The following is a 13193-nucleotide window of genomic DNA, read 5'->3' on the forward strand; positions in this document are numbered from 1 at the left end:
GCGTTCCGCCGCCCATCCCGCGCCAGCCATGCAACTGAACCGTTTCACTGACTTTGGCCTGCGCGTCATGATGTACCTGACGCAATGCCGCGACCGCACCGTACCCGTGACGATTCCCGAAATCGCCGCGCGGTTCGAGATTTCGCGCAACCATCTGGTCAAGGTCGTGCATTTCCTGTCGCAGCAGGGCTGGATCGTGGCGACGCGGGGCAAGGGCGGCGGACTGCGGCTGGCGCGTGACGCGGTCGAGTACCGCATCGGCGAACTGGTGCGCGTGCTCGAAGACCAGGGGGCGCTGGTCAATTGCGCCCAGCCTCCCTGTGTGCTCAATGGCGCCTGCCGCCTCAGCGGTGCGCTGGCCGAGAGCCTGCAGGCGTTCTACCGCACGCTGGACGGCTATACGCTGGACGACCTGGTGCGCGCGCCCACGGCCCTGGCCATCGTGCGCCTGCACCGGGCCGCGTAGGTCCGGCCGCGCCGGCGGCGGCCAACCTTAGGTTATGGCCGCTGTCCGGATTGCTATTTGGCGCGGCGCGCGCCGCTATCCCACAATGACGCCTGGATGATTTCTTGCGGGATATGACATGCGCGTCTGCGTCGTTGGCGCCGGTGTGGTGGGGGTGACGTCGGCCTATTTCCTGGCGCGCCAGGGGCATGAGGTGGTGCTGGTCGACAGCCATGCGCAGCCGGCCGAGGCGTCGAGCTACGCCAACGGCGGGCAGCTCAGCTACAGCTATGTGGCGCCGCTGGCCGGCCCCGGCGTGCTGCCCAGCGTGCCGGGCTGGCTGCTGCGCAGGATTCGCCGCTGCGCTTGCGGCCCAGGCTCGATCCGCATCAGTGGCGCTGGTGCCTGCAGTTCGCGCTGGCCTGCCGCGCTTCGGTGGCCGAGCGTTCGACCGCCCAGCTGCAGACGCTGTCCTACCTCAGCCGCGACGTCATGGACGGCCTGCTGGCGCAGGAGGAACTCGAATTCGGCCATGTGCGCAACGGCAAGCTGATCGCCTATCGGGACCATGCCTTGCTGGAGAAGGCCCGTCGGCTGGTGGCCTACCAGGCTTCGCTGGGCGCCGAGCAGCAGGTGCTCGATGCCGCGCAGACGCTGGCGCTGGAGCCGGCCCTGGCCGGGCTGGGCGCCAGCCTGGCCGGCGCCGTCTACACCCCGAGCGAAGAGGCCGGCGATTGCCGCCAGTTCACCGAGGCGCTGTTCGCACGCCTGCAGCAGCTGGACAACGTGCAGTGCCTGATGTCCAACCCGGTGCGCGGACTGTGGCGCGAAGGGCGGCGCATCGTGGCGGTGCAGGCCGCGCAGGGCGATATCGGCGTGGACGCGGTGGTGCTGGCCACCGGCGTGGGCACGCGCGCCTTGCTCAAGCCGCTGGGCCAGGACGTGCCGCTGTATCCGCTCAAGGGCTACAGCCTGAGCGTGCCGCTGCCCGTCGGCGATACGACGGCGCCCGCCATCAGCGTGACCGATTACGAACGGCGCATCGTCTACGCGCGCATCGGCCGCGTGCTGCGCATCGCCGCCATGGTGGATATCGGCGGCGCCGACGCCGCCATCGAGCCCGCGCGCATCGACCTGCTCAAGCGCCAGGTGGCCGAGGCGTTCCCGCAGCTGGACCTGAGCCAGGCCGTGGCCTGGGCGGGCCTGCGGCCGGCCACGCCGACCGGCAAGCCGCTGATCGGCGCCAGCCGCGCGGCCGACAACCTGTGGCTGAATATCGGCCAGGGCGCGCTGGGTTTCACGCTGGCCTGCGGCAGCGCGGCGCTGCTGACCGCGCAGATGTCGGGCCTGGAACTGCCCATCGACGCCACGCCGTTCGAACCCCACCTTCGGCGTGCCTGTCCCCGCACGGGGACAGGCACCCGCTGAATCTGGGCGTGCCTGCATTGCACGGGGACAGGCACCCCCACCGGCACCTGCTGCGTTTTCCGCGTTCAGTGGAAGTTGCGGCTGGCGGCGGCCAGGCCGTCCTGGCTGAGCTGGCCCAGCAGGCTGCTCAGGTCCACCAGGCGCTGCGCCACCAGGTGGCGCACGCCATCGACGCTCTGCCAGGTGCCGTAGATGCCCAATAGCGTGGCGTCCAGCAGTTCGCGGCGCTGCCGTTCGATCAGCTCGGGACGCACCACGGCATTGATGGGGCCGGTTTCGTCTTCGAGCGTGACAAAGATGGTGCCCTTGGCGGTCTGCGGCCGCTGGCGCACCGTGACGATGCCGCAGGCGCGCGCCAGCCGGCGATTGGGGTAGGTATTGAGGACCGCGGCGGTCTGGAAATTGCGCGCGGCCAGTTGCGGCCGCAGCAGCGCAAGCGGATGGCGGCCCAGGGTCAGCCCGACGCTGCGGTAGTCGGCGGCGACGGTCTGGCCTTCGGACGGCGCCGGCAGCGCGGGCGTTTCGGTTTCGACGATCACGGCTTCGCGCAGCAGGTCGCGGCTTTGTGCGCTGGCGGCCGCTTGCCAGCTGGCCAGGCGGCGATGGCCGGCCAGGGTGCGCAAGGCATCGGCGGCGGCCAGTGCGTCGAGCGCCTGGCGCGGCAGCCCGGCGCGGCGCGCCATGTCGGCGGTATCGGCGAAGGGCCGGCGCACGCGCGCCTGTTCGATGGCGCGCGCGCTGTCCTCGCGCAGCCCCTTGACCAGGTTCAGGCCCAAGCGCACGGCGGGCCGCGCCGCGCCGGGCGCGTCCTGCAGGCTGGCCTCCCAGCCGCTGTACAGCACATCGGCTGGCAGCACCCGCACGCCATGGCGGCGGGCGTCCTGCACCAGCTGGGCCGGCGCGTAGAACCCCATGGGCTGAGAATTCAGCAGGGCCGCGAGGAAGGCCTCCGGTTCATGGCATTTGAGCCAGGAGCTGGCATAGGCCAGCAGCGCGAAGCTGGCGGCATGGCTTTCGGGAAAACCGTATTCGCCAAAGCCTTCGATCTGGCGAAACAGGGCCTGCGCGAAGTCTGCCGTATAGTTGCGTGCCAGCAGGCCGCCCACCAACTGGGCGCGGAACTTGTCGACGCCGCCCTTGCGCCGCCAGGCCGCCATCGAGCGGCGCAGCGCGTCGGCCTCGCCGGGGGTAAAACCGGCGGCGTCGACCGCGATCTGCATGACCTGCTCCTGGAAGATCGGCACGCCGAGCGTGCGCGCCAGCGCCTTGCGCACCGCCGGCCCGGGGTAGGTGATGTCTTCGCGCCCCTGGCGTCGCCGCAGGTAGGGGGGCACCATGCCGCCCTGGATCGGGCCGGGCCGCACGATGGCCACCTGCACCACCAGGTCGTAGTATTGGCGCGGCCGCAGGCGCGGCAGCATGCTCATCTGCGCGCGCGACTCGATCTGGAACACGCCTATCGTGTCGGCCGCGCAGATCATGTCGTAGGTGGCGTCGTCGTCGGGCGGAATCTCGTGCAGCGCCAGCGGCCGGCCACGCCGCTGGCCGGCCAGCGCCAGCGCGCGGCGCAGCACCGACAGCATGCCCAGCGCCAGCACGTCCACCTTCAGCAGCCGCAGCGCGTCGAGATCGTCCTTGTCCCATTGCACCACGCTGCGCCCGGGCATGGCGGCGTTTTCGATCGGCACCAGGCGCGACAGCTTGCCGCGCGAGATCACGAAGCCGCCGGGATGCTGCGACAGGTGGCGCGGAAAACCCATCAGCGTTTCGGCCAGCTCGGCCCATTGGCGCGCCACCCGCGAGGCCGGATCCAGGCCGCAGGCGGCGAGCGAGCGCAGCATTTCCTTCTTGCCGTCCCACCATTGGTGCGCCCGCGCCACGGCGTCGATGATGCCGTTGTCCACGCCGAGCGCGCGCCCGGTATCGCGCAGCACGCTGCGCGGCCGGTACGAGATGACCACGGCGGTCAGGGCGGCGCGCTGGCGGCCGTATTTCTCGTAGATGTACTGGATGACTTCCTCGCGCCGCTGGTGTTCGAAGTCGACGTCGATATCGGGCGGTTCGTTGCGCTCCTTGCTGATGAAGCGCTCGAACAGCGTGTTGCCGCGCGCGGGATCGACCGCGGTGATGCCCAGGCAATAACAGACCGCCGAGTTGGCCGCCGAGCCGCGGCCCTGGCACAGGATGCCTTGCGAGCGGGCGTAGCCGACGATGTCGTAGACCGTGAGGAAATAGGCCTCGTAGCGCAGTTCGTTGATCAGGGCGAGCTCTTTTTCGACCTGGGCGGCGACCGCCGGCGTCATGCCCTCGGGAAAGCGTTGCCGGGCGCCCAGGTAAGTCTGCTGGCGCAGGTAGGAGGCGGGCGTATGGCCGGCGGGCACGATTTCGTCGGGGTATTCGTATTGCAATTCGTCCAGCGAGAAGGTGCAGCGCCGTGCGATGGCCAGCGTCTGGGCCAGGGCCTGGGCCGGATAGAGGCTGGCCAGGCGCAGGCGCGAGCGCAGGTGGCGTTCGGCGTTGGCGGCCAGGTCATAGCCGCACTGGCCGACGCTGCGCCCGGTGCGGATGGCCGCCAGCGTGTCGTGCAGGGGCTTGCGCGAACGGCGGTGCATCTGCGCCTGGCCCAGTGCGACGATGGGCAGGCCGCTGGCGTGGGCGGCGTGCTCGACGGCGGCGCGGTGCAGGTCGTCGCGGCAATGGTGCAGCAGGGTCAGGCCGATCCAGGCGCGGCCGGGGCATTGCGCGGCCAGCCAGCGCGCTTGTTCGGCCAGGCGTTCGGCGGCCAGGCCGGGCGGCGGCGCCAGGATGGCCAGGCAGTCGGGCATGCCGCGCAGATGCGCGTTGTCGCCGGCGGGCGCTTCGATGTCGGCCGGCGTCAGCAGGTACTGGCCCTTGGCGGCGCGGCCGCGCCCCAGCGTGATCAGTTCGGCCAGGTTGCCGTAGCCTTCGCGGTTCTGCGCCAGCAGGGTCAGGTCCAGCGGCGGCGCGTCGGCACCGGCCTGCAGGGTGAAGCTGCTGCCGATGATGAGCGGCAGTTTCTGTTCGCGCGCCTCGACGTGGGCGCGCACCACGCCGGCCAGCGAACATTCGTCGGTCAGGGCCAGCGCGGCGTAGCCGAGTTCGCCCGCCCGCGTGACCAGTTCCTCGGGATGCGAGGCGCCCTGCAGGAACGAGAAGTTCGATTGGCAATGCAGTTCGGCGTAGCCGGGCAGGATGGCGGACATGGCGCTTCTCAGGCAAACAGGCCGTGCAGGAACCAGCGCGCCTGGCGGGCGTCGCGTTCCCGGTACAGCCAATAGCGCGCCCCGGCGGCGTCCTCGGCCACGAAGTAGTCGCGCACGGTCAGGGCGGCGTCCCACCAGCCGCTTTCGATGCGTTCGGGGCCGCGCACCAGGCGCAGCGCCTGGCCGTTATAGGTGGGGCGGTGCTGCTGGATGCTCAGGGGCAGGGCGGGAGACAGCAGCCAGAAGGGGCGCTCCAGCCGCTCGGGCTGGTCCGCGGCGGGGTCCGCCGGGGGCGGGTCGTGCGCGGCCTGCCAGCGATTGGCCTGTTCGGGGCGGTGATCGGCCGCCGGCCGGGCGCGCCGCACCCGTTCGCGGCCCAGGCGGGCGCCCAGCAGGTCGAGCAGGCGGGCATGATCGGCCGGCGTGCCGCCGGGCTCGGGAAACAGGCAGGTGCTGGCGGCCGGTTGGGGCACGGTGTCGGGCGCGTGCAGGCCGACGGCGATGGCCGGCGCGGGCAGGACCAGGCGCCCCAGCCGCTCGCGCAGCAGGCCGAGCAGATGGTGCGCCTGCCAGGCCGGCTGGGCCAGTGCCAGCGTCAGTTCGGTGGGCGCGCAGGCGTGCCGGCCGCGCTCGTGGTCCAGGCGCAGCACGATGCGCTCGACCGCCCGCTGGTGCGCCGCCAGCCAGCCGCCGAGCTGTTCGCACAGGCGTTGCGCGACATGCAGCAGGGCAGGCGCGTGTTCGACATAGTCCGTCAGTTCGATGCGGCGCGTGAAGCTGGCGGGCGGCTGGACCCAGGCATGGGCCTGGGCGGCCTGGCCATAGGCGGCGTCCAGCGCGCGCAGCAGTTCGACGCCGCCGCGCCGCTGTAGGCCGCCGCGCGGCAGGGCGCGCAACTGGCCCAGCGTCTGGCAGCCGATATCGTGCAGCCAGTCCAGCCGCGCCTGGGCCTGTGGCAGCAGCGCGGGCGGCAGGCGGTCGAGGCGGCGCGCCAGCGTGGCGTCGCGCAGGACGCGGCGCGGCGCGCCGCGGGCGGGGTCGCGCGCCAGCAGCCAGGCGCCGGCTGCATGCGGCGCCATGCCCAGGCTGGCATCCAGGCCGAGCGTGCGCAAGGTGGCGGCGATACGCCGGTGCAGGGCGCGCGGGCCGCCAAAGACCTGCAGGCTGGCGCCGACGTCCAGCAGCACGCCGTCTTTGGCCAGGGCCACCTGCGGGGTGTATTGCAGCAGCGCCAGCGCGGCATCCTGCCGGGCCTGCGCTTCGGCCGCCGGCGAGCGTTCCAGCAGGACGGCCTGCGGGGCAATGGCCAGCGCGCCGGCGCGCCGCATGCCGGGCCGGATGCCGGCCAGGCGCGCGGCGGGCGAGCAGGCGCCCACGCATTCGCGCTCGAGCACGGCGCACGCGCCCTGGTCACGAGACCAGTGCGGGCGTACGGCGTCCAGCGACAGGCTGCGCAGGAAGACGGCGATCCAGAGGCGCATGGGGAGCGGGAAAAACGGACAGGCCGGCTCCGGCTTCGAGGCCGACATGGACAGGGTGCTCGCAGGCGGGGCCGCGGCGCTTGACGATGCGTATCGACAGGCCGCCAGGCGCCGGCGCCAGCGCCAGGCGCAGCACGGCCGGCGAAGCGTGCCGTTCGGCGGCGGCCGGGCGCAGGGCCACGAACAGCGCATCGCCGCCCTGGGCGGCCAGGTGCAGGCGGCGCAGCGATTCGGGGCGTACCTGCGGCAGCCAGCACAGCAGGGCGGCGCAACTGCCGGCCTTGAGGATCTGCTCGGCCGCCCACAAGGCGTCGGCGGGCCGTTCGGGCGCTACCCACAGCAGCTGGCGCGGATCCAGCCGCCAGCTTGCCCAGCTGGCGATATGCGGCGCATGCGGCGGCTGCACCAGCGCGATGGCGCGGCGGGCCTCCAGTTGGGCCAGGGCGGGGCGCAGCAGGCGGATCTCGCCGCTGCCCGGCTGGGGCAGCAGCAGTTCGACCAGGGCGCCCAGCGGCCAGCCGCCGCCGGGCAATTGTGCCGACAGGTCGGCGTAGCCGGTGGGCAGTTTGCGCGTCGGGCCATGCGCCAGTTGCGTGGCGCGCCAGAGGGCGGGATGGATGCGTTCGGGGGCCAGCATGGTCAATCTCTATTTCACTGCATAAATATACAGTATTTTCCTGATTGCCAGGAGCCGGTGCGCTATAGAATGGAAAATTCCAGGGCCTTGCGGCCCGCCTGGAGTCGTGTATGGTGTCAAGCGCTTCCATCGAAATTCTGCCCAATCCCGATATTCCCGTTCGGCAGCTGTTCATCCTGCTGCATGGCGCCGGCGGCGCGCCGGATGACATGGCCGCGCTGGCCCGGGCGCTGCGCGCCGCCTTCCCCGCTTCGGCGGTGATGATTCCCGAAGGCTTCGAGCCCTGCGACGGCGGGCCGCGCGGACGGCAGTGGTTCGCGCTGCAAGGGATCACCGACGAGAACCGTCCCGAACGGGTGGCGCGGGCCATGCCGGCGCTGTTCGATTATGTCCGGGCCGCGCAGCAGCGCCTGGGCCTGCTGCAGTCCGATACGGCGCTGGCCGGCTTCTCGCAGGGCGCGATCATGGCGCTGGAGGCCGTGATCGCGCACGACGGGCTGGCCGGGCGGGTGCTGGCGTTCTCGGGCCGCTACGCGCAACTGCCGCGCAGCGCGCCGCAGTACACCACCATTCATCTCCTGCACGGCGCGGCCGACGCGGTCATGAGCGTGGCGCATGCGCAGGCCGCCCAGGAACGCCTGGACGCCCTGCATGGCGATTCGACCATCGACGTGGCCACGCAGGTGGGCCATCAATTGCATCCTGCCCTGATCCAGCGCACCATCGTGCGCCTGCAGACCTGCGTGCCGCTGCGCAGCTGGGAAGAGGCGCTGGGCCTGAAGCAGGCTCCGCCCGACGGCTCCACGCTGCACTGAACGCGTTCATTCCCAGCCGCCGCCCAGCGCCAGGAACACGGCGATCTGGTCGCCGGCCAGTTGCGCCTGCGAGGCCGCCAGCGCGCTTTCGTTGCCGGCCAGCGTGCGCTCGGCATCGAGCACGGTCAGGTAATCGGTCTTGCCCAGCCGGAACAGCTGGCGGGCCTGCGCGGCGGCCTGCGCGCCTTGTTCGCGCGCGGCGCGCAGCGCGGCGTCGCGGTCGAGCTGGCGCGCATAGGTGACCAGCGCGCTTTCCGTTTCGCGCAAGGCATTGAGCACGGTGGCGTCGAAACGCGCCAGCGCGCCCTTGGTCGAGGCCTCGGCCTGGGCGATGCGCGCCTGGGCGGCGCCGGTGTCGGGCAGGGTCCAGCTGATCAGCGGGCCGACGCTCCAGCTGAAGGTGCCCGGCTCGCCGAACAGCGCGGCGGGACCGGCCGAGGCGCCGGACAGACCCAGCGAAATCTTCGGATAGAGATCGGCGGTGGCCACGCCGATGCGGGCGGTGGCGGCGGCCAGGCTGCGTTCGGCCTGGCGGATGTCGGGCCGGCGGCGCAGCAGCGCCGCGCCGTCGCCCACCGGAATGGCCTGGGCCAGCCGCGGCGGGCGGACACAGGCCAGCAGGCTTTGCGGCAATTCGGCCGGGGCGTGGCCGGTCAGCGCCGCCAGGCGGTACAGCGCGGTGCGCTGGCCTGCCTGGAAGGGCGGCAGTTCGGCCTGCAGTTGTTCGAGCTGGCTGCGCGCGCGCGCGACGTCCAGCGTGGTGCCGCGGCCGGCGGCCAGCAGGCGCTGCACGGCATCGACCGATTGCTGCTGCACCTGCACCGAGTGGCGCGCCGAGTCCAGTTGCATGCCGGCGGCGCACAGGTCGGCATAGGCGCGCGCGGTTTCGGCGGCCACCGTCACGCGCGCGGCGTCATAGGCCGCCTGGGCGGCCTGGGCGTCGTCCTGCGCGGCCTCGATGGCCCGGCGGATCTGGCCGAACAGGTCCAGCTGGTACGACACGCCCAGTCCGCCCGAGTACGACCAGCTGTCCTGCGGGCGCAGGCCGGGTTGCAGCTCCTGCACGCCCGAGGCATGGCCGAAGGCCGGCGCCGCGCTCACATCCACCGTGGGCTGCTGGCGCGCCTGGGCCTGGCGCGTGACGGCCTGGGCGCGCTCCAGGTTGGCGGCGGCGACGCGCAGGTCGGCGTTGGCCGCCAGCGCCTGCTCGACCAGGCTGTCGAGCTGTCTGTCCTGGTACAGGCGCCACCAGTGCGGCGGTAGTTCGTCCTGGCGGTAGACCGCCTGCTCGCGCGCCTGCACGAACGGCGCGGCGGCGGCCGGACGCTTGGCCGCCGCCTGCTCGGGCAGGCGATAGTCGGGACCGACGGCGGCGCAGCCGGCCAGCGCCAGGGCCGGGATCAGCGGCAGGAGAGAGCGTATGGACATGACAGCAACGATGCGAAAAAAGCGGAATCAGGATGGGCGGGGGCCGGCTTGGTCGATGGCGACGGTGGCGGTCTGGCCGGCCACCAGCCGCACGCCGGCGGGCACCTGGTCGATCCGTACGCGCACCGGGATGCGCTGGGCCAGCCGCACCCAGTTGAAGGTCGGATTGACGTTGGGCAGCAGATTGGCGCCGGTGCTGCGGTCGCGGTCGGCGATGCCCAGCGCGATGCTCTCGACATGGCCGTGGATTGCGCGCGAATCGCCCATCAGCGTGACGGTGACGCCATCGCCTTCATGGATGCGCGCCAGCTTGGTTTCCTCGAAATAGCCTTCGACGTAGAACGAGCCGGCGTCGACCAGCGCCATCACGGGCTTGCCGGCGCTGGCGTAGGAGCCGGCGCGCAGGTCCAGGTTGGTGATCCGTCCGGCCACGCCCGCTACCACGCGGCTGCGCGCCAGGTTGAGCCGGGCGGTGTCCAGCTGCACTTCGGCCTGCGCGCGCGCGGCCTCGATCTGCTGCAGGCGCGCCTGGCTCTGTTCGAGCGCTTCGGCGGCCACCAGCTGGCCCAGGGCGCGATTGCGCTTGACGTCGCGCAGCGCCTGCTCGTGCGCCACCTGCTGCGCGCGCAGCGCCGCCTGCGCCTGGTCGCAGGCCAGCTGGAAGCGCGCCCGGTCGATCTCGAACAGGACGTCGCCGGCCTGCACGTCCTGGTTGTCGCGCACCGGTACGGCGGTCACCAGCCCCGAGACGTCGGGGGCAACCTGCACCACATAGGCCTTGACCCGGCCGTCGCGCGTCCAGGGTTCGAGTTCGTAATGCGCCCATAGCTGCCAGCCGGCATACACGGCAGCGGCCACGACGGCAGCGGTGACGGCGAATTTGCCGAGCGCGGCGGCACGCAGCGATTGCGGGAATTTCATCTTCTTATCTCTGGAAAATATGCGGGGAAATCAGCGAGGCGCCATACAGCAGCACGATGAACAGCGCCAGGTCGAACAAGGCCGGATGCCACACCAGCCGGTAGAAGCCGATGCGTGCCAGCGCGCGCCGCGCGATCCAGGCCACGCCCAGCGTCAGCACGCCTAGCACCAGCAGCCAGGGGAAATAGACGCCGTACAGATTGAATTCGCCGATCATGATGCAGGGGACTCCACGTCGCGGCCCGGACGGTAGGCGGCGGCCTCGGGAAAGAACGCGCGGCGCAGCCCGACCAGCGCCACCACGGCGCGTTCGCGCGCCGCATGCGCGACCGGCGTGTTGCTGACGCTGTACAGGGCCCGGTCTATGGTTTGCAGCAGTTCGGCCGGCCGCTCGCCGCCGAGGCGGCCCGGGCGCTTGCGGAACAGGCCGGCCAGCGTGCGCAGCACCGGCTGGATGGCCGGATCGGCCATGGGCAGGTGGCGGCGGGCGCGCTGCAGTTCCGCGATGTCCTTGCCGACCCGCAGGTCCTGCAGCGCGTCGTCGGCCAGTTGGTCGTCGCGCCGCTTGCTCAGCGCCAGCCGCGGCTGCAGCAGGCCGATGCGGTCGAGCATGCGGGCGGTGAAATCGAGGCGGGCCGGCGCGCGGCCCGCGCCGGCCAGCGCGGCCAGCTCCTTCCAGTTGGCGGCCTGGATGCGGCGCGCGCTCCATTCGGCGCTGACGGTGCGGAACACCGCCGCGATGATGGCCGCCACGGCCACGCCGATGATCTGCGCCACGATCGTATCGACGAACGACACCAGGTCGGCCGCGTGCGTGTCCTGCAGCGCCAGCGTGCCCGACAGGCCGAAGAACACGGCCATGGCCTTGCCGGTGGTGGTGGGGCGCGCGATGTAGACGCCGGTGACGAAGGCCACCGGGAAGATGGCCAGCGCGAGCATCTCGAACGAATGCAGGGCCGGCATGATGCCCAGCAGATACAGCGCCGACAGGGGGATCGAGTAAATCGTGTAGGTCAGGAACTGCATGATGCCGGGGACGGGGTTGTCCTGCGCGGCGAAAAAGCAGCTGAAAATGGCGGCCATCATGGCGGCGGTGGCGCCGTTGGTCCATGCGGTGCCGATCCAGAACAGACAGCACACCGAGATGGCCAGCGCGGCGGCCAGCGCCGACAGCAGGGCCAGGCCGTGGTCGCGATGCAGGGCCGCGCCGCGCGTCAGGCGGCGGGTGCGGCCGGTCGGCGCGCCGCCCAGGCCGGCGTGGATATCCTGGCGCAGCACCAGGCAGGCGTCGTAGCTGTCGACCAGTTCGCGCAAGCGCGCGACCAGGCTGGCCAGCAGCGCGTCGTGCCAGCCGGACTGCCGGTCGATCGCGGGCGCCAGGCGCGTCAGCGCGGCGCGCAGCTGCACCGCTTGCTCGCGCGTGGCGTGGGCACTGTCGTCCATCCAGGCCGAGATGTCGGCCAGCACCCTGGCCGCCGGCGGCGGCAGCGCGCGGCCCTGCGCCTGCAGGGCTTGCAGGCGGTCTTCGACGGCCGAGACCGCCGGCGTCAGCGCGGTGATGTGCTCCTGCATGGCGCGCAAGGCGTTGGCGGTCCAGCGGATGTTGCCGGTGTCGAACGGCACGTGGGTCGACAGCAGGCGCAGCTGGGTGATGTCGTTGGCCAGCGCGCGGCGGTCCCTGGCGTGCTGCGCGGCGCCGCGCTGGTTGAGTACATCCTGGATCCAGCTGCGCGCGTCGCGCACGGTGGCGTCCAGGCGGCCCATCATGGCGCGGCCGATGCCGCGCGGCAGCACCACGCTGTGGACCAGCGTGGCGCAGATGATGCCCAGGCTGATTTCCTCGACGCGCGCCAGCGCGGTGTCGAACACCAGCGCCGGGTCGGTCACGCTGGGAAAGCCGATCATGGCGGCGGTATAGCCGGCCAGCATGAAGAGATACGAGCGCGGCGTGCGGTCGAGCACGGCGATGTACAGGCACAGGCCGACCCACAGCACCATGGCCAGCGTCATCAGCACGGGGTAGTTGGCCAGGCGCGGCACGGTATAGATCGTCATGGCCGAGCCGAAGAAAGTGCTGCCCAGGCGGTACACCGCCTTGGAGCGCACGGCGCCGGACTACGGCTGCGCAACGACATAGGCCGTGGTCATGGCCCAGAACGGACGCGGCAGCCCGATGGAGTACGCCAGGTAGAGCGCCAGCATGGCGCCCAGGTAGCACTTGATCGAGAACACCGCCTCATCGGCGGTAGGCAGCTTCATGGGCGGTAGTCCTCCCGCGCGGCGGCCGACTCCCGTCCCAGCGCCGACTTGAGCGAATCGAACACGCGCAGGCAGGTCTCCAGGTCGGCGTCGGCGATGCCCTGGAAAAGCTGGCGGCGCAGTTGCACCAGCACGTTCTCGACCTGTTCGCGCAGGGACTGCCCGGCGGGGGTGAGATGCAGGGTGCGGGCGCGGCGGTCCTGCGGGTCTTCGCGGCGCTCGATCAGGCCGGCGGCGACCAGCTGATCCAGCACGCGCACCAGCGACGGGCCTTCGACGCCCAGCGCCTCGGCCAGCGCGCCCTGGCGCACGCCATCGCCCAGCCGGCCGGTCAGGATGACCGGCCAGGCGGTGGCCTGGGACAGGCCGAAGTCGGCCAGGGCCTTGTCGGCTGCGCTGCGATAGGCGCGCGAAAGCACCATCAGGTTGGCGGTCATGGCCATGAGGCGGTTGTCGGTGGCGGTTTTCATGATCTAGATTGTATCCTATTTAATAGTATCCTATTAATTAGTTTGTATGGATAATTGGCGGGCATTGTGCCGGGCGGGACAATCC

General features: G+C 71.5%; 9 protein-coding genes and 2 pseudogenes. 3 read left to right on the plus strand and 8 right to left on the minus strand.

Annotated elements, in window-relative coordinates; all coding sequences use genetic code 11:
* Positions 1–28: 28 nt before the first annotated feature.
* A complete protein-coding gene (locus LK409_RS06125; protein WP_010930798.1) occupies positions 29–466 on the plus strand; it encodes an Rrf2 family transcriptional regulator in 438 nt (145 codons plus the stop codon).
* A 118-nt stretch (positions 467–584) separates the two neighbouring features.
* Positions 585–1873, plus strand: a pseudogene (locus LK409_RS06130) (D-amino acid dehydrogenase).
* 65 nt (positions 1874–1938) lie between these two features.
* Here LK409_RS06130 and LK409_RS06135 read toward each other — a convergent pair.
* From LK409_RS06135 to imuA, 3 genes are read right to left on the minus strand one after another with little or no spacing between them, the layout of a single operon-like run.
* The gene (locus LK409_RS06135; protein ID WP_010928129.1) at positions 1939–5097 is read right to left on the minus strand and encodes an error-prone DNA polymerase; all 3159 of its coding nucleotides are present in this window, start codon (positions 5095–5097) and stop codon (positions 1939–1941) included.
* Between the two features lie 8 nt (positions 5098–5105).
* A complete protein-coding gene (locus tag LK409_RS06140) occupies positions 5106–6491 on the minus strand; it encodes a Y-family DNA polymerase (RefSeq protein WP_010928130.1) in 1386 nt (461 codons plus the stop codon).
* A gap of 16 nt (positions 6492–6507) precedes the next feature.
* A complete protein-coding gene (imuA, locus tag LK409_RS06145) occupies positions 6508–7215 on the minus strand; it encodes a translesion DNA synthesis-associated protein ImuA (RefSeq protein ID WP_010928131.1) in 708 nt (235 codons plus the stop codon).
* Between the two features lie 110 nt (positions 7216–7325).
* Between imuA and ypfH the strand changes: the two genes are divergently transcribed.
* The gene (gene ypfH / locus LK409_RS06150) at positions 7326–8030 is read left to right on the plus strand and encodes an esterase (protein ID WP_010928132.1); all 705 of its coding nucleotides are present in this window, start codon (positions 7326–7328) and stop codon (positions 8028–8030) included.
* Between the two features lie 6 nt (positions 8031–8036).
* Here ypfH and LK409_RS06155 read toward each other — a convergent pair whose 3' ends face one another.
* The 5 genes and pseudogenes from LK409_RS06155 to LK409_RS06175 form a co-directional block, all read right to left on the minus strand.
* Positions 8037–9458: an efflux transporter outer membrane subunit gene (locus tag LK409_RS06155; RefSeq protein ID WP_003810882.1), complete on the minus strand. Its 1422-nt coding sequence runs from the start codon at positions 9456–9458 to the stop codon at positions 8037–8039.
* A 27-nt stretch (positions 9459–9485) separates the two neighbouring features.
* Entirely contained in the window at positions 9486–10379 is an 894-nt protein-coding gene (locus LK409_RS06160; RefSeq protein WP_003816590.1) for an efflux RND transporter periplasmic adaptor subunit, read from the minus strand.
* A gap of 4 nt (positions 10380–10383) precedes the next feature.
* Positions 10384–10596, minus strand: a complete 213-nt coding sequence (locus LK409_RS06165; protein ID WP_003810887.1) for a DUF1656 domain-containing protein — start codon at positions 10594–10596, stop codon at positions 10384–10386.
* Positions 10593–12638: pseudogene (locus LK409_RS06170) on the minus strand (FUSC family protein). Before LK409_RS06170 ends, LK409_RS06165 begins: the two are co-directional and overlap by 4 nt.
* Positions 12635–13108, minus strand: coding sequence for a MarR family winged helix-turn-helix transcriptional regulator (locus LK409_RS06175; protein WP_003810890.1), 474 nt, complete (start codon positions 13106–13108; stop codon positions 12635–12637). Before LK409_RS06175 ends, LK409_RS06170 begins: the two are co-directional and overlap by 4 nt.
* Between the last annotated feature and the right edge of the window lie 85 nt (positions 13109–13193).

This window comes from Bordetella parapertussis, from assembly GCF_020735925.1.
In the GTDB taxonomy this organism is placed as follows: domain Bacteria; phylum Pseudomonadota; class Gammaproteobacteria; order Burkholderiales; family Burkholderiaceae_B; genus Bordetella; species Bordetella pertussis.